Below are 20,996 nucleotides of genomic sequence, written 5' to 3'. Positions count from 1 at the left end.
GCTGGCTTTACCGGCTCGGGCTATGGCGCACTCTTCGCTCGGGTTTGGCCCCTCCGTGCTGTGCGTACTGGTCTTTGCTGCCGTCGGTTATCTGCGCCCCGACCACGCCTTGTCTCGCCTTGATAAGCAAGGGCTTTACCCCGCGCAAGCCACCGCCTTCATCCAGCCGACATCAACAACTCCGCCCTGGGCCAAGGTGCGCCGAGGCAGGCTCTGTGACTGGCTACGATACGCAGCCGAAGCGCGGCCAGCCTCGGCGGCCACGGCTTCACCTACAGCGCCGCGCAAGCTCTGCCCGTTGCGGACCGCACAAATCAAAAACCACTCCAACCACTTGAGGAACAGGGGCTATTGAAAGGACACAACACCTAAAGCAGGTGATTTGGCACTTCAGCTGCCACTTTCCTCAATTCAGTGAAGTAGCCATTTCCAGCCGCTGAGGGCTTATTTATCTTTGGAACAGTAAGCAGCGGCCACGCACCGCACGCCGTTTTCGGCCCCTTGGCCAGTGCCGCAAGAGTGCACGGCTAGGGCTTTACTGGCACCCATTTTCCGGATTCTGAAAAAGTGACTTGAGAGTCGCTCAGGGAAGCTTTTGCCTTGTTTTTCCAACCTTCTTACCTCTTGTTACCTATGAAAACCTTCAAGAAACTGGTGCTTTCCGTTGCTGCGGCCAGCGTGCTAACCAGCTCGCTTTCCAGCTGTGCCACCTTGTTTGGCGGCCGCGTGACGGCTTATCAAAAAACCACTCCCGCTCCTGGCCAGCCTTCCCGTGAAATACGCGTGGGCGCCCTCGTTGCCGACTTGCTGCTGTTCTGGCCTAGCCTAGCCGTTGATTTCGCTACCAGTGCCATCTACAAGCCTCAGCCACGTGCGGCAGCTCCGGCAGCTCCTACCGCCGCAGTAGCCCCCACTGCTCCAAGCGCGCCTGTTGCGCCCACCGCCACGGCCCCAACTGCGCCGGTGGCACCTACTGCCACCGTAGCGCCTGCCCCGCCTGCTGCTCCCTCCCCGAAAGACAAGCGCCACTAAGCAGCTGCCAGCGCCAGCTCCCAACGCCTTCAAAAACCGCTTGGGCGTGGGCGCTGGCAGTACGGCTGCGCTCTTCCAACGCAGCAACAAACGCTGATGCAGAGTCGGCGAATTTACCCATCCCTTCCACATTTTCTCGGTAAGCACCCTACTTCCTTTCCGCCATGCTACGTCTCCAAAAATCACTAATACTATTCGCAACCTGCACCTCTTTGCTCGGCGCCTGCCGCGAAGACGACCCAGAACCTGCCGTTACACCGCCTCCCGGCGAAGAAGAGCCGGTCATACCCAATACTCCCTCCACCTTTATTCCTGAAGAAATGAACGGCACCTGGTTTGCCGACAGCAACGACGGCCCACTCACCGCCAACTGGGATGCCGGCACTTTTCAGGGCGAACAGGGTTTCAAGGAATTCCGGACGATGGTGTTCACCAACGACGGCAAGAACGCCGTGGAATACACCACGGAGGTCATGAACTCCGGTGATGAAGTGAAGCGCTACTTCTACCGGATAGTGGGCAGCCTGGAATACAAATCCACTCCTCGCTCGATGCGCTTCTACGCCCAATCGGGCAAGATGCGGGTGTTTAGCAACAAGTATTCGGGCTACCGGGAGTCGCCTATTCGGGTGGAAGGATCTACGCTCGTACTTCAGCGTCCTGGTTGATCCGCAGGCTACTACGTTCACCTCAGCCACCAACTACCTGGAAGCCAAACGCACCGACGGCGGCAACCAGTACTCCGTGAAATACCGCAAAGTAGGCAGCACCCCGCCCCCCGGCAACGGCAACTCCGGCGGCTTATACACGGCCCCGCCCGCGTCGGGCACGCACGTCAGAATCGGGAACCTATACTACCCCACCGTTACCATCGGAGACCAGGAGTGGATGTCGGTGAACTACGCGGGACCCGGTGGCATGAACAATAGCTCGAAACCGTACTACGGCACGTTCATGAAATTTGCTGACCTGCCGAGCATTCAGATTCCCACGGGCTGGCGGCTTCCTACCAAGCAGGACTATGTCAAACTGATTCGTTCCCAAGGCATCGTTTTTGATGAGTACCTGGAAAGCACCGACGGCGACGATGTGCAGTCAAAGCGCCTACTTGGCCAGCTGATGGCTACCACCGACTGGATCAAACGGGATGGGTACGCCAACAACCAGTCGGGCTTCAATGCGGTGCCCGCCAACCTGCTCGTGCTAGAGGGCACCGCGCACGGGGAAGGAGCCAACTGCCTGCTCTGGACTTCGGAAAAAGACGAACGCGACAATCCGGTGGCCTTCAAGCTCATTCAGCTGCCGAGTGATACTTACGCCAGATTCGGCACCTACCCGGTCGGCTACTACCCTCCGCACCTCCCCGTTCGGTTTGTGAAAGACAAGTAAGCCGCAGCGCAACCAAGCACCTGGGTTCGGCGAGCGTATGCGGTGCGCAGCAACAGGTGAAAGCTCTGGCGCGGCAACGGTGCCGAGGGGCTAAGGAAGCGCTCCGTTGTCTGGCAGCTGATAGTTTCGACGCTCTTTTCGAGGAGTTGGAACAGCAAGTTGCGCCTAAAGTCATCCGGGAAGCAGTACATTGCCACGGTCTGTTCTGTTAGGGAGCGAGTAAAGTGACGGAGTAAATACTTCACCTTACTCGCTCCCTAACAGAACAGGCGTTCCGGTTCCTACGCCAATCCGCAGCTTCAGTTATTTGGGCTCCGGTTACAGGCCGTCGGGGACAGGATGTAAGAAGTGAGCCTAGCTGAACGGGCTTACACCACCTGCTACCCTAAAACTGGCGCCGCTTTTTCTGTGTTAGCTATTTGAAGCTGTATCATAGCAGAGAGCCTAACCCCTCCGCCCCATGTCCATCACCTCTCAAGCAGACTTAATCGGCCTTCAGCGCATCAGCGAAGCCGTAGGCACCACCCTCAAACACATGCGGGAGTATGCCCAGCCGGGTATGACGACCAAGGAAATAGACGAATATGGCGGCCGTATCCTAGCAGCCTTGGGTGCCAAATCGGCGCCGCGGCTTACCTATGGCTTTCCCGGCTGGACGTGCATCAGCGTAAACAACGAAGTAGCGCACGGCATCCCATCGGCCCACAAAGTGCTTCAAGACGGCGACCTGGTGAACATCGACGTATCAGCGGAGTTGGACGGCTATTGGGCCGACAACGGCGGCTCCTTCGTGCTCGGGGCCGATATTCACCAGCACCAGCCGCTGGTCGATGCGTCCCGGCAGATTTTGCGCACCGCCCTCAGCCGCATACGCGGCGGCGTACGCATTGCCGATATCGGCGGGCTGATTGAAGGTGAAGCCCGTAAAGCGGGGTATCGGGTTATCAAGAATTTGGTGGGGCACGGCATTGGACGCAGCCTGCATGAAGACCCCAAGGAGATACCCTGCTACTACGACCGCTACAACCTGAAACGCTTCAAGAAAAACTCGGTGGTAGCGGTAGAAACGTTCATTTCCACCCGTGCCACGCTGGCCCATCAGCTCAGCGACGGGTGGACGCTGGCTACCAAAGACGGCAGCTTCGTAGCCCAGCACGAGCACACCATTGTTATCACCGACGGCCAGCCACTTATTTTGACGGAGGCGAACAGCATTTGGGAGTAGAGCTTCGGCACTTCACTATTCCAGAACCTACAACCGGGCCTGCTACAGTTGCTACTCCAGCAGCCGTAGCAGGCCCGGTTGGTGTTCAGCGCACGAGCAAAGCTCCCTTCACAGCCTCCTACCGCAGTGAAGCGGGTGTACTAACCAAGACACGAGATGAGCTGGAGGCTGCTTTAAGCTCGGCTTGCACAGCAAGCCTACTGCGGGGTCGTTGCCTGCTGGTTGCGGGTGGCGGCAATGGCAGCAAGCAACCGCAGACGCGGCAGTAGTCGTAGCAGGGAATATTGTTTCGCTGGCCTCCGCCTACTTATGATGCTACCCAACCTCCCACCCACCGGTTCCGACGGGCGCTGCCCCTGGGCCGACCACAACAACCTGCTACGCGACTTTCATGACCACGAATGGGGCGAGCCAGTGGCCGAAGCGGGCATCTTGTTCGAATACCTCGTGCTGCACACCTTTCAGCTTGGCTTCGACTTTCCGGTGGTGCTGAAGCGGCGCGAAGGATTCCGGGAGCTGCTAGCGAATTTCGACCCGGTGCAGCTGGCTCGTTTCACAGAAGACGACATAGCCGAACTGCTGCTCAACCCTCGAATCCTACGCAACCGGCGCAAACTAGAGGCCACCGTAGTAAACGCGCAAGCGTGGCTGCGGCTGCGCCAGCAAGTAGGCGGCGACGATGCTTTGCTTGCTTTCTTCTACCAGTACGTAGGCGGCCACACCCTCGACAACCAACGCAGCGCCACCAACCCCGTCCCGCTTTCCACGCCCCAAAGTGAAGCCATGAGCAAGGACCTCAAGAAACGCGGCTTCGTGATGACTGGCCCTGTAACCTGCTACAACATTCTGCAAACCGCTGGCCTCGTCAACGACCACTTGGTAAGCTGTCCGCGGCACGCCGAGTGCGCTTCGCTGGCAGAATAACAACCCGTACACCTGAGAGCCCCTACCTTTAGCTACATCTGCCGCCTTATCCTGATCCTATGCGCACATTCAACTGGGCCATCCTGGGCCTGGGCAACATCGCCCACAAGTTTGCTGAAAGCTTAACACTCCTGCCCAACGCCCGCCTGCACGCGGTGGCTTCCCGGAGCGTGGCCAAAGCCGAGGAGTTTGCCGCCAAGTTTGGGGCGCCCCATGCCGTGGGCAGCTACGAAGAATTGCTCGCCGTACCCAACCTTGATGTGGTGTACATTGCCACCCCCCATTCTGAGCATCACGCCCATACCTTGCTGTGCCTGCGGGGCGGGCTGCCCGTACTCTGCGAGAAGGCCTTTGCCCTGAACGCCGCGCAGGTCCACGAAATGCGCAGCGTAGCGCAGACGGAGGGAGTATTTCTGATGGAAGCCTTCTGGACGCGGTTCTTCCCCGCCATCAACAAGGCCTTGGAGCTGGTTGCCGCTGGCACCATTGGGGAAGTAAAGCACCTAACTGCCGATTTTGGCTTTGTAGCTACCTATCAGCCCGAAGCTCGCCTCTTCAACCCGGCCTTGGCCGGGGGCTCCCTCTTGGATATTGGGGTGTACCCGCTTTTTATCAGCAAGCTGTTCCTGGGTGAGCCCCAGGAGATAAGAGCAGTAGCCACGCTTGCCGGCACCGGCGTCGATAAGAACTGTGCCATGGTGTTGGCGTACGATAGCGGCGCAACGGCTAGCTTGTTTTCCACCCTGGCCGCCCAAACCAACAACCAGTGTGTTCTGTACGGCACCAAAGGGCAATTGCACCTAACGGGGCGGTTCCACGCGGCCAACGGCATCACCTTACACCTAACGGGCCAGGAGCCCCAGGCCATTCCTTGCGAAAAGCAGGGCTACGGGTATCAGTACGAAGCCGAACACGTGCAGCAATGCCTGGAACAAGGCCTCACCGAAAGCCCCCTGTTGCCCCTGCAGTTCAGCGAGGAGCTAATGAAACAGCTCGACACCATTCGCCAGCAAATCGGGCTCCGCTACCCAGGCGAATAAACGACCACTCAGGCGACATGTACTTAACAACGCCATCCAGAGGCACCGTTAGAGCTTCACCCCAAGGCGTCTCAACAAAAAGAGCCCTGCTGAAGTAGCAGGGCTCTTTTTAGTCACAGCAACCAGAAAAGTAGTTGAGGGCTAGTCCATTTTCACCGTTACGGCGCTACCGGAGTACGTCACCGTTTTGGCGGGGGCGGCGGTGAAGTTCACGGGGGTAGGTTTGTCTTTGCTTACCCACACCACGTTGAACGTGCGCTGGGCTTGCATGCCCGTGAAGGTGCCTTTTCGCTCGCCAATAGTCAGCGTTTTCGACTTCTCATCGTAGGTGAAAGGGATGTTAGCAAAGGCTCCCTTCTCGTAGTTGTAGTTCACGCCTTCGTCTTCGTACAGCGAGAAGCTGGCATCCTTGCCGGTGTACACGTAAAGCGTAACGGGGTCGGTGGGCTTTTCGGCGGTGTACTGGATTTCCGGCCCGAAAGGAAGTATAGAGCCTTCTTTCACGAACAGCGGCATCCGCTCCATGGGGGCCTCTTCCGTGATTTCCTGCCCGCCCGTCTGATACTTGCCACTGTAGAAGTTGAACCAGCCCGAACCAGCTGGCAGATACACCTTCTTCGAGCGCGCCTTGTACTCAGTAACGGGCGTTATCAGCAAACTCGGACCGAACATGAACTGCTCCCCAATGTTTTTCACGGCCGGGTCGTTGCCGAAGTCCATCACCAGTCCGCGCATGATGGTGGAGTTCTGGTGGTGGGCCTGGCCAGCCAGCGAATAGATGTAAGGCATCAGGCGGTAGCGCAACTTGTTGTAGTAGAGCATACTCTGGTAGGCCGGATGCGTTTCGGGCGCGATGTTGTAAATCTCGCGGAACGGAAACTGACCGTGCACCCGGAATAGAGGGCAAAACGCGCCATACTGATACCAGCGGGCATTCAGCTCCCGCCACTCTTCCAGGTCGGTGGCGTTGGGTTTCTCGTAGCGGCGCTCCACGGCAAAGCCCCCGATGTCGGAGGTCCAGTACGGAATACCGGAAAGCGAGAAGTTGAGGCCCGCCGAAATCTGGTTTTTGTAGTCTTCCCAGCGTGAGCCTATGTCGCCGCTCCAGATGGCCGCCGCGTACCGCTGCGAACCAGCATAGGCCGAGCGGGTTAAGAGAAATACGCGCTTGTTGGGGTCGGTTTTGCGCTGGCCTTCGTAGATGCCTTTGGCATTTTGCAGCGGGTAGCCGTTGAAAAACTCGGTGCCCGAACCCACGGCCGTAGGCGTCATAAGGCGCTTCCGGGTTTCGATGTTGGTGTTCGAGTAGATGTCCGGCTCGGAAGCGTCCATCCACCACGCGTCGATGTTTCGGTTGAAGAGTTTGGTGTTCAGCAGCTGCCAGAAGTCTTCGCGGGCTTTAGGGTTGAAGGCATCATAGAACGACGAGGTGAAGCCCAACCAGTCCTTGGTGCCGTCGGCGGCGTTGCGGCGGTACACGTAGCCCTTGGCGTCCAGGGCTTTGTAGGCGGCCGTGTTGGTGTAGAACTTGCCCCACACCGATATCATGAAGTGCGTGTTGTACTTGTCGTGCAGCGTGTTAATCATGCCGTTCGGGTCCGGGAAGCGCGCCTCGTCAAACTCCTGGCTACCCCACTGGTCTAGCTTCCAGTACGACCAGTCCAACACGATATTGTCTAGCGGAATCTGCCGTTTGCGGAATTCTGCCACCGCCCCTACTAGTTCGTCTTGCGTTTTGTACCGTTCCCGGCTCTGCCAGAATCCCATGGCCCACTTCGGCATAATGGGCGCGGGCCCGGTAATTTGGCGGTAACCACTCACCACTTCATCCAGCGAATTTCCCTGCACAAAGTAGTAGTTGATGTCGCGGGCCGCCTCCGACTTAAAGCCGTACTCATGCTGCGACTGGCCTTCCAGCGGACTCAGGCACTTCAGCCCCAGGTATGACTCGCCGCCGTCAGGGTCCCACTCCAGCCGAATCGGGTATTTCTTGCCCTTCTCCATGTTAAAGGGCACCACTGCCGTGCCAGGGTTCCAGGCTTGGCGCCACTTCTCCACCATCAGCTTGCCATCAATATAGAGCTTCACGTACCCCGCATTTTTGAGCAGGAGATGGTGCAGCCCCGTACTATTCGAAGCTACCGCGCCTTCCCAGGTAGCCACCGTCTCCCCAAGCTTCACCTGCGCCGGGAAGTTCTTCATGTCCTCGATGAACTCGTAAGGCAACGACGCTTCCGGCCGCTGCACTACCACTTCTTTCGGGTTGCTTTTTTTGGCGTAGGTGGCCGTCAGCCAGCCCTCATTGCCTTCTTTCGAGTATAGCCTCAGCGCATGTAACGGCTCATAGTCGCGGGTATCGCCTATTTTGGTGACAGAGTAGTTGTCCCAGAGGATGCCGTAGTTTTTGTTGGACACCAAGAAGGGCACCGCTACGTCGGTGTTGTTTTGCGCCAGTTCCACCTGCTGCCCCTTGTAGTTCATTACTCCGTTCTGGTGCTGCCCCAGGCCGTAAATCCCTTCATCGTCGGGAGAGTCAAACACCTGCTGTACTTGGTACAGGCGCTGCCCCTCCACCACAATGGGCGTGAAGGTTTTGCCACCGTTTTTGCGCTCCTGCAGGATAAGCTTGCCCTTCGAGTCCGTGAATACCACTTCCCCAGTGGTAAGCGAAACCGTTGCGTTCAGCGCGGGGGTTGAAAGCACCCCTTGGTTTTTCTTCTGCTTGAACTGCCACTTCGGTGCTACCCCAGCAGGGTCAACGGCCATCAAGCTTTTCTGCGAAGAAACCGAATCGAGCGGGCTAGCGCGCACGTGAATGATCTTGTCGGATACCACTTGCAGCCGGACGGTACGCACCGCGTTGTCGTTGGCTTTGGGTAGTTGCACTACTATGCCATCCTTTAGCTGCTGAACGCTGGCTTTCTGCGCAGTTGCATCAGCAGCCGGTAATAAGAGAATAAACCCAAGAAGTGGAACACTACAGATGATGTAAGGTCTGATCATAAATGCAAACGTTTGCTGGCTAAGAGTACGAAGAAGCTAGAGTGTCCCTGCCTTCATATAGGACAGACTATAGAACAGAGAGTCGTTAGGATACTATGTTGTGAAGTAGAGAAGGCAGCTAATACGCAAGCTACAGTCGGGCTTACCTACCACTTGTTTTCCTGTGTCACACGCAGATTCCTACATTTGCACCCGGGCATTACGCTCAGGCAAGAATGCTACATGGCCGCGTAATAATACACAATACTCGCAAAACTTGTCATACTCAATCGTTTTAGCAAAACATATAATACAAGTTTAATACCATACTCTGTTCTTATGTTGAATGTTGTATCACAGTTTGCTTCAGGTGTTTCAGATCAGGCAATACGTTTTGTTTACTCTCCTTTTCGCCCCAAATTTGCACCACCTCCCATTGAAAATACAGAATGGATATAGCCTTTATCAAATTCACTGCAAACGTTGTGTATTGGATTTAAATAAGACCTCCACCCCTATTCTAAGGTATAAAGTATACACCAGTTTTTCGTGGGGAAAAGCAGTAGGACTGCCGTTATGAAGCGTAGGAGCGCACCGGCTTGTGAATTTGAACGAACCTCTAGCGCGCAGGCAGCAGTCAATACGAGTAACGAGTTGCTTGCTGCGTTGCCTTCCATGCTACTTACTTTTTTAACGGCCACACTTTCAGAAACCAACGCCCTGCAACCTCTGCTTACCTTCCGCGCCTTTGCCAGTTAAAAGGCCTAAAACCAACCTACCACTGGCTTTTTTATACTTTGAGAACAGCCTTCTTGCGGACACTGCCTTACCGGGCGTAGGCAAATTCAGGTTGTCTTTTATCTTCGAGCATCATGGCTTTGCATGAGTTTCACCTTGCTCCTGCTACCAACTTAACTGGGCTTTGGGTGGCGTGCCGGGGTTGAAAGATAACCGCAGCAACTCAACGGCGCAGCCGGTAAGCTGCGTACCTTGGCTAGGCTAGACCTCACAGACAGACCTTGGCTTATTTCACTGATAATAACGTAGCATATTGGCTAACAAGCAAGCTTCCATTACAACGATTGCAACAAACTTAGGCCTGGCGGTATCAACCGTATCGAGGGCGCTAAGCGACCATGCCAATATCCGGGAAGATACCAAGGAGCGGGTGCGGCAAATGGCTCTCGAGCTCAACTATCAGCCCAACCACCTGGCGGCCGGGTTGCGCAAAGGGCGCAGCGGCATCCTGGGCGTGGTTGTGCCCCACATCAGCGGCTATTTTTTCCCAACCGTGATGCATGGCATCGAGAAAATGGCTTCCAAAGCCGGCTTCCACGTGATGCTCTGCCAATCCAACGAGGACGTGAAGCAGGAACGCGCCAACCTGAAGATGCTGCTCAACGCGCAGGTGGAAGGTATCCTGATTTCCATGTCGAGCACCACCCGCGACTTTCACCATTTCGAGAAGGTACAAAGCCAAGGTGTACCGCTGGTGTTCTTCGACCGGATGCCTGACATGGCGGCCACCAGCGCGGTAGTCCTCGACGACCACCAGGGCGCTTTTAGCGTGGTGAAGCATCTGGTGGAGCAGGGCTGCAAACGCATTGCGTTCTTCTCGGGTCCGCAGCACCTGAACATCAACAGCAACCGTTTCAAAGGCTACGCTGACGCGCTGGAAGCGTACGGGCTACCCTTCGACCCGGAACTGGTGTTTGAACTACCCAACCTTACCAAAGCAGCAGGCGTGGCCGGCATAGAAACGTTCCTGCAACTAGCCTCCCCTCCTGACGCCGTTTTTTCGTCCTATGACTTACCGGCCGTAGGCGCGCTTGAGGTGTTGCAGGAACGCAACATCCGCGTGCCCCAGGACATTGCCCTCTCGGGCTTCAGCAATGAGCCCTTCACCACTCTTATCTCGCCGCGCCTGACCTCAGTGGAGCAACGCGGCGAACTGATGGGAGAAGCAGCAGTGCGCTTGTTTCTGCAAATGCACAAGCGCACCGACAACTATTCGCCCCAGCGGATTATGCTTAAGCCTCAGATTGAAATTCGGGGCTCATCATTGCGCAAGCAACCCTAAGGAAAAGTTGATTTTCAGGGGCATTGGCACGGGCTGTAGAAGCGCCCGGTTGTGTCACGTCGTTTGCGCCGCTAGGATAGCACCTGCGCTGTAGTGCCGTTCCTCTTCTTTCCGGCTGCATAAGCAGCGCGAGCAGGATAGCCAAGTGCTTGGCCGCCGCCTAGCTGCCTACCCACTACCCTCTCTGTATTACCAGGCACTACGCGTCAGCTTTTTTGTTGTCTCCTAAAACCTTTTAGCAACTACTTCAGCCAACACGTGTAACTTGCTTGCGCCCCAACAGACGTGCCCATTCATAGCTCCTGAGTGGGTATGCCGAATGCGGAGCTAGTTGATCTTCTACTTTGAATTGAAATGTATATGCAAAGAAGCTTGTACATGGTGCTTGCACTTGTAGCCGCTTTAACCTTGGGCATCCGCTGTGAGGCTCAATCCCTTCCGGCGGCCCGCGAACATTTGCTGATGGACTTCAACTGGCGTTTCGCCTACGGCCATCCTTCCGACCCGAGCAAGGACTTCGACAACGGTATCGGTTATTTCTCTTACCTAGCGAAAACCGGCTACGGCGACGGGGCAGCGGCCGAGAAATTCGATGACCGCGCCTGGCGCACACTCGACCTCCCCCATGACTGGGCAGTGGAGCAGCCCTTCGACAGCAAAGCTAGCTTCAGCCACGGGTTCAAGGCCATCGGGCGGGCGTTTCCCGATGCCAGCGTGGGCTGGTATCGGAAGTCGTTTATAATACCGCAGGCCGACTTAGGACGCCGTATCAGCCTGGAGTTCGACGGCGTGTTTCGCAACTCTATTGTGTGGGTGAACGGGCATTACCTGGGTACAGAACCCAGCGGCTACAACGGCTTCCAGTACGACATCAGCGACTACCTCAACTACGGAGGCACCAACGTGGTGGCGGTGCGGGTAGATGCCACTATGGAAGAAGGCTGGTTCTATGAAGGAGCCGGCATTTATCGGCACGTGTGGCTCACCAAAACGGCTCCGCTGCACGTCGTGCCCAACGGTACCTTCGTAACCAGCCAGCTGACGGGTACCACGGCCACCCTCACGGCGCAGGCAACGGTCGTCAACAAGGCCAGCACGGCTACCACGTTTGACGTGGTGCAAGAGGTGGTAGATGCCGCCGGCAAAACTGTGGCGAGCGGGCAAGTGAGGCAGGTGCGCTTGCAGCCGCACAAAGAGCAAGAAGTGTCGTGCCGCATCCCGCTGCCGAATGCCAAGCAGTGGTCGTTGGAGTCGCCGTATCTCTATAAGCTGGTAACCCGGGTGCAGCAAGCTGGCGCCGCCGTTGATCAGTACGAAACGCGTTTTGGCGTGCGCACCATTCGTTTCGACCCGAATCAGGGCTTTTTCCTGAACGGCCAGCACGTGAAAATCAAAGGCACCAACAACCACCAGGACCACGCGGGCATCGGGGCCGCCCTGCCCGATGCCATGCAGGATTTCCGAATTGCCACCTTGAAATCGTTTGGCTCCAACGCCTACCGCTGCTCCCACAACCCGCCTACCCCCGAATTGCTTGACGCCTGCGACCGGCTGGGCATGCTGGTTATTGATGAAACCCGGATGATGGGCACTACGCCGGAGACAATGGGCGACCTGAAGCGCCTGATTGTCCGGGACCGAAACCACCCCAGCGTCATCAGCTGGTCGGTGGGCAACGAAGAATGGGCTATTGAAAGCAACGTGTTGGGCGCCCGCATCACCTCAACCATGCAAGCGTACGCCAAAAGCATCGACTCGACGCGGGCTATTACCGTGGCTGTTAGCGGCGGCTGGGGCCAGGGCTCTTCGACCACCATTGATGTCATGGGCTTCAACTACATCGGGCAGGGCGACACCGATGCTCAGCACGCTAAGTTTCCCAACCAACCAAGCTGGGGGACCGAAGAAGGTTCCACCCACGCCACCCGTGGCATTTACGTGACCGACAAAGACAAGCAGTACATTGCTGCCTATGATGCCAAGCCAAACCCCAAATTCTATAGTATCGAGGGGGGCTGGAAGCATTACGCGGAGCGTCCGTACCTGGCCGGGATGTTCATCTGGACGGGTTTCGACTACCGGGGCGAACCGACGCCGTTCGGGTGGCCGTCCATCACTTCCTACTTCGGCATGATGGACTTGTGTGGCTTCCCGAAAGACAACGTATACTACCTGAAATCCTGGTGGACCAACGAGACCGTGCTGCACTTACTTCCCCATTGGAACTGGCCCGGCCGCGAAGGAGAACCCATTGAGGTGTGGGCGCACAGCAACTGCGACGAGGTAGAGCTTTTCCTGAATAAGAAGAGCTTGGGCAGGAAAACGATGAGCAAGAATTCGCACCTAGAGTGGAAAGTACCTTACACGCCCGGCACCCTACACGCAGTAGGCTACCGCAATGGCAAGAAGGTGGCAACGGACGTAGTGAAAACCACGGGTACTGCGGCAGCTATTCAGTTGGCCTCGCACAAGCCCACCTTGCAAGCCAACCGCGAAGACGTTTCGGTGATTACGGTGCAGGTGCAAGACAAAAACCGGCTGCCCGTGCCCACAGCAGGCCAAGAAATAACGTTCAGCCTGAGCGGCCCCGGCAAAATTATTGGTGTAGGCAACGGCGACCCTACTTCCCTGGAGGCCGACAAGTATCTGGAAACCGTGCTGCCCGTGCCTATTAAGGACTTGCGGGAAATAGCCGTAGAAACCTTGGTGAACGGCCCGGAGGTAAGCATCACCTTCGATGATTCTAGCTGGAAACCGGCTTTCAAGGCGCGCCAGATGGACGCTTCGGCCTTGGCTCCCATTGCCAAAGCGTATGTTTCAAGGGGCACGTTCGAGTTGCCTGCCGACCTGGCTAACTCGGAAGTCACGTTCTACTACCGCAGCATTGGGCGCGAGCAGTCCATCTATGTCAACGGAAAAGCTGTTGCCGAAAACATCAAAGAAGAGGTGGTTGGCAACGTCTTCAAACTTGACAAGGCTATCCTCAAGCCCGGCAAAAATACGGTTGCCATTGCGGCCACGCCCTTGGTCAAGAAACGGCCCTGGGATGTCACCAACACGAACCCAGGTACCATCCAAGTGTTTACGCCTGCTCCCACCTGGAAACGCAAGGCATTCAATGGTTTGGTGCAGGTGCTGGTGCAGTCAACCCAAGCGCCCGGCGACCTTACGCTCACAGCTTCAGCCCCTGGATTGAAGACCGGAACGCTCAAAATAAAGTCGGTGGCGGCTCCCCTGCGGCCAGCCCTCCGCGACTAGGCGACCAGCCGGGTTCGTCGGTGGGTGGCGCCCCGAAACACTGCCTCGTTACTGACCAAAAAACCAGGTCGTATGGTTGCAGATCAATCTGGTTCCGGCTGAAGCACGTATGTACGGATTAATGATAATTCGGTATTTAATTGGATTATCTTGTATTTCACTACGAGCCCTCCTGTATGGTTACAAGCCAAAATCTAGCGGAAGAAATCAAACGCTTTATCCTACGCAATGATCTGACCAAAGCAAACGGGGTTGGAGTAGAGCAGGAAGTAAGTACAAAGCTGGCGCTGCCGCACATTATCACGCTGGTAATGAGCAATCTATCGGAGCTGAGCGAGCAAGTGGGCGGCCGGGATGCAGTATACGCCATGGCCCAGGAGGCCAACAGCAAAGCCGAGGCGCTCCACGTAGAGCACGTGAAGCAAGAGTTGGCCGTAACGCCCGACCGCGGCGCCGACCTTATGAAATCGGTGCTCAAAGACCGCTACTTCGGAACCATCAACGGGATTGTCACTTCCACTGGCATTCAGCAGAAAACGGTGGTGAGCTTGATTAATTTGGTGATGCCGGTGGCCTTGGGTGTGCTTGGCAAGCAAGCCCGCGAAAACAACTGGACAGCCGATACCATGGCCCAGGCGCTGCGCACGCAGTTCAGCCAACAGGAAGTAGCTACCATCCCGGAACTGCTCACTCCGGCTCTCCACGAACGATGGATGCCAGCCACTGCCCCGGTGGTAGCCAAGCCCAAATCAAGCAACAAGTGGCTGATTGCGGCGCTGGTTGTGGCCACGGCCGAATTGGGCTACATCATCGGCACTAAATCGCACGAACTCAACACCCCCGATACGCAGGTTAGGCCCAACACGGAAGCCTACACCACCCTCGCCTCCACCGTTGGCAACGACGACGGCGTGTGGGACCCCAACAACCCAGCTGCTCTGACCGCCAACGGCAACTTCGACCGGACCGGCGGCGGCTACGTGTACGGAGACGCGGGCGTACCTGCTGTGCTGAAACTCAAAGGCGGACTACGGCAGATTATCGGCTCCAATTCCACGGAAAACAAGCTGTATCAGTTTCTGTCGGACCCAGGCACCGAAGTAGACGAGGTGAGCCCCACCCGAGGCTGGATTGGCTTCGACCGAATCTACTTCGAGTCCAACAAAGCCGTGCTGACCAACGAGTCGATGTGGCAGCTCTCCAACGTGGCCAGCATTCTCCAAACGTTTCCTAACGCCAAAGTGCGCATCGGGGGCTACACCGACAGCTCGGGCAATCCGCTTTCCAACTTGAAGCTCAGCCGAGAACGGGCCGAAGCTGCCAAAGCCACCTTGCTGAAATTCGGAGTGGACCCCAGCAGCGTAGAGGCCATTGGCTACGGCTCCCTCGACAACATTGCCAGCAACGACACGCCCGATGGCCGCTCATTGAACCGGCGCGTCAGCATCCGGGTCATGGAGAAATAGGGTACTGGTATCTGTACCAAGGGGCCACTAGCACACCGTTCAACGGTTGGCGAGTGGCCCCTCTTGCGTTACAGCGTTTTAGTGAAAACCACTTTGATTCGCAGCTGGAAGTCGGCTATTACCTTGAATATCTCCTTGAGTGTGACTTGCTCTACCTGCGTCAGAATCTTGGGGTCGAGGTAGTTGGTAGGCGGAATTCGGTCGTTGATGAGCTGGCGGGCCTGTTTCTTCAGGCGCATGCCCATCAGGTAGTAGTAGGCCTGAAACAGCTCTTGGTACTCTTTTTCGGTGAACACGCCTTTTTCGCGTAGCTCGTGCAGCCGCTCGCCGGTGTTGGTCTTGAAAATCTGGTGCTTGAGGGCGTACACCCGCACTAAATCCACGATGGGCGTCATGGTTTTCTTCATGTCGAACACCTGCTGGGTGCCTTGAGTGAAGGTGCGGAAGTTGCGAAAAAACGTGAGTGGGGGCTCGTATTGCAAGGCATTGTTGGCCATGTAATAGAAAAACCGCTCCACTGGTCCCCGCAACTCTTCGCCCATAAACGCTTGCAGCTCGTCCATGATGCTGGCCTCGCCGTAGAGGTAGCGGCAGTCGAAAAACGTCGAGAACTTCATCACCGTTTCGGCATTCGACTCGCTCATCCAGGTATGGTAGTTGCGCTTCCAGTGCGAAAGGGAATGCGTCCACTTGTGGTTTTTGGCCATGAAGCCGCCGGTGCAGAAGCTAAGGCCAATGTGGTTGAGCTGATCGGAAACGGCAGCGGCAAAGCGCAAGAAATACGTGCGCACCAATTCGCGCTGTTCGTTGGCTTTATCTTCGTAGATGATGGCGTTGTCTTGGTCGGTGAGCAGGGTTTGCTCTTTACGGCCTTCGCTGCCCAACACCATAAACACAAACTTGGCGGGCGCCGGCCCGTGCTCGGCCAGCACCGCCTCAATCACCTTCAGGGCAATGGTATCGGCCACGGTGGTAATCACCTGGTTTACGATTTCCGGCTTCACGCCCCGACTCAACAGCTGATTGACAATTTCGGGCACGGTTTCCCAGCGGCGCTTCAGCTCCTGCATGCTCTGCGCCGACTTCACCGCCTGTATGAACATGAACGGCGACTGGGCCAAGTCGCTCAGCAGCTTGTTGCGGCTCAGAAACCCAAGGTAATGTCCGCCTTTCTCCACCAACAGGTAGCGGGTTTTGGTTTGGAACATCAACAGAATGGCCTCATACACAAAAGCTTCATTGTTGATGGCCACGATGGGCGTATCCAGCACCTCGGACACCGGGCGGGTTGCATCCAGCTGCACCGCTATGACATTGTCGCGGAGGGTGATGTCGGTCAGGTAACCTACAATTTCCTGGTGCTCGTTGGTCACGAAGGCACAGCTCACTTTAGCCGCTGCCATTTGCTGGGCGGCCTGATAAATGGGTGTGTCGTGCGGTACGGCCACTATTTCGCGCACTTCCAGCGTCTCGATGCGGCGGGAGTACATCTGGTCGGCGGCAATGAAGTTTTCTTCCGGCGCCGAAATAGGCTTCACAAAATGCGCGTACTCCTCGTTGAGCATCCGCTCGCCGTAGCGCGCTGTGAAGAAGTGGAAAAAGGCCGGGTACGCTAAGCACAAGGCCCGAAAGTCGCGGCGGGGCAGCGCATATACCACGGTGCCCTTCTGGGCTATTACCGTCCGAATCGAGCGTTTCTTGTTAAGCAGAATGGACTGGCCCCCGTAGCAAGCTCCCGCGCCCAACGACTCGGGCAGGCGCTTGTTTTGTTCGCTGTCGTAGAAAAATGCTTCGTACGCACCCGCCACGATAATGTCGAGGCTACGCAGCTTGGAAGAGTCTTGCTGATAGATCAGTGACTCTTTGGTATAACGCACTTCTTGCAATAAGTCGACCACGCCCAGCAGCACATCCTCGGGCAGCAGATCAAATGGGCTTACGGTTTTCAGGAATGCTAAACGGTTATCCATAGAGCCAACATAAGAGCAAGAAAAGAACCCCGCCTACCAGTGAAAACAGCAACCACAACGACCGGTAGCGCTGAAACATACCGGCTTCGGCAACCGGTACCACCAGTTGCGGCTGTTCGGAAATAACGTTGTCGTCTAAGTCACCAAGCCGGCGCAGTTCAAAGAAGCAGCGGGCCGTTGCTTGGGCATCCACCTGAGCATCGTGCTGGCGGGCCATGGGCTCCTGAAACAGGTGCTCGTGCAGTTCACCTAAGCGCAAAAAGTTGCGCTGAAACGTCTGGGCCTGCCGCTGGCTGGTTTGCATGGTGCAGAGCGTAGGCAGTTCGGCCAGCAGGTTGGAAAGGCCGGCCCGGTGAAACTCTGCCCCTATCATGTGAAAATCCAGACGCATGTAGTGCCCGACCACCAACGGGTGGTAGGTGCGCAAGTCGTTGTGGAAGCGCTGCATTACCGTGAGGGGCGCTTCGCCGTGCTGCTCTAGAAAAGCGGGAGTCAGGCCGTGAATGGCCAGGGCCGTGGGCCGCATCCGGCCGGCGGGTACGCGCAAGTAATGATTTTCGGCTTTCACCAACTCTCCCTCTAGGGTGTAAATCACCCAGGCCAGTTGCGCTATGCAAGGCCAGTTACGTTCTGCCGCGTACGGCTTGTTCCAGCTCGTAGGCAGTCCCGTGGTTTCGGTGTCTACAAAAAGTAAAAATTGTTGCACTGGTTGTTGTTATATGCCTGCCTCTGTTCCGTTCATCCCAACCACCGGCCGTCTTATTTATTCTGGTGCAATGAAGAGTCGCGAATGAATAATTCGGGTTGCAACACCACTTGGCGGTGCGAAAAGGTGCTGCCTTTCGCTTCCACCAGCTCCAGAAACAGCCGGACCGCTGCCTGGCCCATTTCTTCGCAGCGCTGGTCTACGGAGGTAAGCATAGGCTCGGTAATGGCCGTGAAGCCTTCGTTGCTGAAGCCAGCTAGCGCCACGTCCTGGGGTACCCGAATATTGCGCTGCTTGAGTAGTTGCAGCGCGCCCAGCAGCGACGAGTCGCCGGCCGAAAATACGGCGTCGGGCGGGTTGGGCAACTCCAGCAAACGGCGCATACCGGCCATCCCTTCCTCCAGCGTCATGTCGCAGTATACGATCAGCTCCTCGTCGTGGGGCAGTCCGTAGAGCTGCAACGCATCCAGATAGCCCTGGCGGCGGTTTTTGTAGATGTTTAGGTGCTGCAAGCCGGCGAAATGCGCAATGCGCGTGCAGCCCTGCTGCAACAGATGCTTGGTGGACTGAAAGCCCCCGTCCCGGTCGTTGAGGACCACCGCGTTTACGTTGTCGCCTTCCATGGTACGGTCGAAAAAGACCAGTGGAATACCGCGCTTACGCACCTTGTCAAAATGCTTGAAATCGAGCGTTGTGCGCGAAAGCGATACCAAAATACCCGCTACCTGTGCACTCAGCAAGGTTTCGATGTTTTTGCGCTCGTGCGCCACGTCCTCATTGGACTGGCAGATAATGACGCTATATCCGGCTTTGCTGGCTGCACTCTCGATACCGTGAACAACCGACGGAAAGAAGCGGCCCTCAATGTAGGGCACCACTACACCCAACAACTTGCTCTTGCCTTTGCGCAGCGCTGCCGCCAAGTGGTTGGGTTGATAATTAAGTTTCTTAGCTAGCTTAAGCACTTTCTGCTTGGTAGCCGGACCGATACTGTGATGGTCGCTCAGTGCCCGGGAAATGGTGGTCATAGAAACCCCCAGTTCACGCGCTAAATCGGACATGGACACCGGACTGTTGGGCACATGCACTGAGTCGGTATCCTTCTTACCACGTGGGGCCATAATATTTCACTCTATTATTACTTTGCGTAAAGCTACGGCCGTTTCAGAGACTATAAACTGGATTTTTGACCTAAATTGATTCCAAGTTGCATCCATTCAGTGCGCAGCTTCAACTTTTCCATCAAAAAGGCCACAAAACACCGCTAAACCCAACGTGAAGCGTCCAGATTCACTGTTTTGCTTGCTCTGATGCAGACAAGGACTCCAGGATGCTGCTGCGGCAGTATAGCACAACCAAACTAATGAAGGATGCTAGCAGCAAACGTTGCTTGTATGCACTCAGCAAGTGGTATAACGGGCTACTTGCACCTCACCGTATAGCGTGGCCACAATGCCTAAGAGGCTGGTTTCAGCTTAAGAGGTATGCGGTGCAGTAACAGACGAAAGACCGGTGCTTTTTGGCACTCTTTGTATACCGGTTGTTCTGCTTCTACTTCCAGTTAGAAATGTAGCACAAATTTATCGAAACACACCGCGAAAACACAAACGATTGTGCTTATGCTTCACGTAGTCGCGGCAGATTTCTCCCTTGAGAGTGTATAGCAACTCATCCCCGCCATTATCACCTAATTCACTCTTAGCAGCTTAAGCGGCAGCCCAAACAGCGTGTGCAGCAATATGTACTTGTGCGCTGCATCTATATCGGAATCACAAACCGTAGAACGTAAGCTGTCCTGATTTGCAGGGTATTGAAACACAAAGCGCGTTGCAGGTAGCTACAATTACAAAGTAGGTCTTCGTATCCGCTTCAATTTTCAGTAACTATGCACTACTTACACAATCGTTAATTCTCTTCTTCCCACCTATGAAATTCCTTTTCACCTTACTAATAGCACTCGTTGGGCTGCGGGCTGCGGCGCAAAATACCCCCCCTCGCATTCCAGCCCACGACCCCGTTATGATCCGGCAAAACGGCACGTACTATATGTTCTGCACGGGCCGCGGCATTGCGAATTGGTCATCGAAAGACATGAAAACTTGGAAAGAGGAAAAACCGGTGTTTGCCGCTCCGCCAGCGTGGGCCGTAAAGGCAGTGCCGGGCTTTAAAGGCCACATCTGGGCACCTGATATTTCATTCCACAATGGCGTGTACTACCTGTTTTACTCGGTTTCGGCGTTCGGCAAGAACACGTCCTGCATCGGACTGGCCACCAACAAAACGCTGGACCCCGCCTCCCCCGAATACAAATGGGTTGATAAAGGCAAGGTTATCCAATCGGTGCCAGGGCGGGACATGTGGAACGCCATCGACCCGAACTTGGTGCGCGACGAGGCCGGCACGCCGTGGCTGACCTTCGGGTCGTTTTGGAGCGGCATGAAACTGGTGAAGCTCCGCCCCGATTTAACGGCCCCCGCCCAGCCAGAACAGTGGCGTACCGTGGCTAGCCGCCCCCGCGACCCGAAGCTCACCGACTCTTTGCCAGGCGACGCGGCTATTGAGGCACCTTTCATCTTCAAGAAAAACGGCTATTACTATCTCTTTACTTCCTTCGACTACTGCTGCCGTGGCCCACAAAGCACCTACAAGATGATGGTGGGCCGCTCAAAAACGGTGGCTGGTCCTTATGTAGATAACGCGGGCACGGGACTAGAGCAGGGCGGCGGAACGATGGTACTGGAAGGCGACAAAAACTGGTTTGGCGTCGGGCACAACTCGGTGTACAATTTCGACAATACCGACTACATCGTATTTCATGGCTACGATGCCGCCGACAAAGGACATTCCAAGCTCCGGATCGAGAAGTTGAGTTGGGACGCTGATGGCTGGCCAACCGTGAAGCCCTAAATACTCAGTACTGGCCA

General features: G+C 56.1%; 15 protein-coding genes. 11 read left to right on the top strand and 4 right to left on the bottom strand.

What is annotated here, in order from left to right; all coding sequences use genetic code 11:
* The first annotated feature begins 22 nt into the window (after positions 1-22).
* From MTX78_RS07560 to MTX78_RS07530, 7 genes are all read left to right on the top strand, one after another.
* The gene (locus tag MTX78_RS07560; protein WP_243801365.1) at positions 23-355 is read left to right on the top strand and encodes a hypothetical protein; all 333 of its coding nucleotides are present in this window, start codon (positions 23-25) and stop codon (positions 353-355) included.
* A 278-nt stretch (positions 356-633) separates the two neighbouring features.
* Positions 634-1,032, top strand: a complete 399-nt coding sequence (locus MTX78_RS07555) for a hypothetical protein (RefSeq protein WP_243801363.1) — start codon at positions 634-636, stop codon at positions 1,030-1,032.
* 164 nt (positions 1,033-1,196) lie between these two features.
* A complete protein-coding gene (locus tag MTX78_RS07550) occupies positions 1,197-1,700 on the top strand; it encodes a hypothetical protein (RefSeq protein ID WP_243801361.1) in 504 nt (167 codons plus the stop codon).
* Positions 1,701-1,776: 76 nt separating this feature from the next.
* Positions 1,777-2,421, top strand: coding sequence for an FISUMP domain-containing protein (locus MTX78_RS07545; RefSeq protein WP_243801358.1), 645 nt, complete (start codon positions 1,777-1,779; stop codon positions 2,419-2,421).
* A 460-nt stretch (positions 2,422-2,881) separates the two neighbouring features.
* Entirely contained in the window at positions 2,882-3,646 is a 765-nt protein-coding gene (map, locus tag MTX78_RS07540) for a type I methionyl aminopeptidase (RefSeq protein ID WP_243801357.1), read from the top strand.
* Between the two features lie 309 nt (positions 3,647-3,955).
* Entirely contained in the window at positions 3,956-4,570 is a 615-nt protein-coding gene (locus MTX78_RS07535) for a DNA-3-methyladenine glycosylase I (protein ID WP_243801355.1), read from the top strand.
* A 59-nt stretch (positions 4,571-4,629) separates the two neighbouring features.
* The gene (locus MTX78_RS07530) at positions 4,630-5,610 is read left to right on the top strand and encodes a Gfo/Idh/MocA family protein (RefSeq protein ID WP_243801353.1); all 981 of its coding nucleotides are present in this window, start codon (positions 4,630-4,632) and stop codon (positions 5,608-5,610) included.
* 141 nt (positions 5,611-5,751) lie between these two features.
* Here MTX78_RS07530 and MTX78_RS07525 read toward each other — a convergent pair whose 3' ends face one another.
* Positions 5,752-8,613, bottom strand: a complete 2,862-nt coding sequence (locus tag MTX78_RS07525) for a TIM-barrel domain-containing protein (RefSeq protein WP_243801351.1) — start codon at positions 8,611-8,613, stop codon at positions 5,752-5,754.
* 1,030 nt (positions 8,614-9,643) lie between these two features.
* Here MTX78_RS07525 and MTX78_RS07520 point away from each other — a divergent pair.
* The 3 genes from MTX78_RS07520 to MTX78_RS07510 all read left to right on the top strand — a co-directional run bounded on the left by MTX78_RS07520 (position 9,644) and on the right by MTX78_RS07510 (position 15,396).
* Positions 9,644-10,672 (top strand): LacI family DNA-binding transcriptional regulator, encoded by a 1,029-nt coding sequence (locus MTX78_RS07520; protein WP_243801349.1) that lies wholly within the window; start codon positions 9,644-9,646, stop codon positions 10,670-10,672.
* A 360-nt stretch (positions 10,673-11,032) separates the two neighbouring features.
* Entirely contained in the window at positions 11,033-13,930 is a 2,898-nt protein-coding gene (gene galA / locus MTX78_RS07515) for a beta-galactosidase GalA (protein WP_243801348.1), read from the top strand.
* 176 nt (positions 13,931-14,106) lie between these two features.
* A complete protein-coding gene (locus tag MTX78_RS07510; protein WP_243801346.1) occupies positions 14,107-15,396 on the top strand; it encodes an OmpA family protein in 1,290 nt (429 codons plus the stop codon).
* A 68-nt stretch (positions 15,397-15,464) separates the two neighbouring features.
* Here MTX78_RS07510 and MTX78_RS07505 read toward each other — a convergent pair whose 3' ends face one another.
* The 3 genes from MTX78_RS07505 to MTX78_RS07495 are packed head-to-tail and all read right to left on the bottom strand — an operon-like array spanning position 15,465 to position 19,100.
* Positions 15,465-17,366, bottom strand: a complete 1,902-nt coding sequence (locus tag MTX78_RS07505; protein ID WP_243801344.1) for a DUF294 nucleotidyltransferase-like domain-containing protein — start codon at positions 17,364-17,366, stop codon at positions 15,465-15,467.
* Positions 17,359-18,072 carry a 3'-5' exonuclease gene (locus MTX78_RS07500; RefSeq protein ID WP_243801342.1) on the bottom strand — a complete coding sequence of 238 codons (714 nt, stop codon included), beginning with the start codon at positions 18,070-18,072 and terminating at the stop codon, positions 17,359-17,361. Before MTX78_RS07500 ends, MTX78_RS07505 begins: the two co-directional genes overlap by 8 nt.
* Before the next feature lie 53 nt (positions 18,073-18,125).
* Positions 18,126-19,100 (bottom strand): LacI family DNA-binding transcriptional regulator, encoded by a 975-nt coding sequence (locus tag MTX78_RS07495; RefSeq protein ID WP_243801340.1) that lies wholly within the window; start codon positions 19,098-19,100, stop codon positions 18,126-18,128.
* Positions 19,101-19,998: 898 nt separating this feature from the next.
* Between MTX78_RS07495 and MTX78_RS07490 the strand changes: the two genes are divergently transcribed.
* Entirely contained in the window at positions 19,999-20,979 is a 981-nt protein-coding gene (locus tag MTX78_RS07490) for an arabinan endo-1,5-alpha-L-arabinosidase (protein ID WP_243801339.1), read from the top strand.
* Positions 20,980-20,996: the final 17 nt, after the last annotated feature.

The organism is Hymenobacter tibetensis, assembly GCF_022827545.1.
GTDB classification, from domain to species: Bacteria; Bacteroidota; Bacteroidia; order Cytophagales; family Hymenobacteraceae; genus Hymenobacter; species Hymenobacter tibetensis.
Note: the sequence above shows the minus strand (reverse complement) of the source record. Positions and strands in the feature narration are given on the sequence as shown.

Coding starts and splice junctions, on each gene's coding strand:
- MTX78_RS07560 (WP_243801365.1), top strand. CDS start 23: ATGGCGCACTCTTCGCTCGGGTTTGGCCCCTCCGTGCTGTGCGTACTG.
- MTX78_RS07555 (WP_243801363.1), top strand. CDS start 634: ATGAAAACCTTCAAGAAACTGGTGCTTTCCGTTGCTGCGGCCAGCGTG.
- MTX78_RS07550 (WP_243801361.1), top strand. CDS start 1,197: ATGCTACGTCTCCAAAAATCACTAATACTATTCGCAACCTGCACCTCT.
- map (WP_243801357.1), top strand. CDS start 2,882: ATGTCCATCACCTCTCAAGCAGACTTAATCGGCCTTCAGCGCATCAGC.
- MTX78_RS07535 (WP_243801355.1), top strand. CDS start 3,956: ATGATGCTACCCAACCTCCCACCCACCGGTTCCGACGGGCGCTGCCCC.
- MTX78_RS07530 (WP_243801353.1), top strand. CDS start 4,630: ATGCGCACATTCAACTGGGCCATCCTGGGCCTGGGCAACATCGCCCAC.
- MTX78_RS07525 (WP_243801351.1), bottom strand. CDS start 8,613: ATGATCAGACCTTACATCATCTGTAGTGTTCCACTTCTTGGGTTTATT.
- galA (WP_243801348.1), top strand. CDS start 11,033: ATGCAAAGAAGCTTGTACATGGTGCTTGCACTTGTAGCCGCTTTAACC.
- MTX78_RS07510 (WP_243801346.1), top strand. CDS start 14,107: ATGGTTACAAGCCAAAATCTAGCGGAAGAAATCAAACGCTTTATCCTA.
- MTX78_RS07505 (WP_243801344.1), bottom strand. CDS start 17,366: ATGGATAACCGTTTAGCATTCCTGAAAACCGTAAGCCCATTTGATCTG.
- MTX78_RS07495 (WP_243801340.1), bottom strand. CDS start 19,100: ATGACCACCATTTCCCGGGCACTGAGCGACCATCACAGTATCGGTCCG.
- MTX78_RS07490 (WP_243801339.1), top strand. CDS start 19,999: ATGAAATTCCTTTTCACCTTACTAATAGCACTCGTTGGGCTGCGGGCT.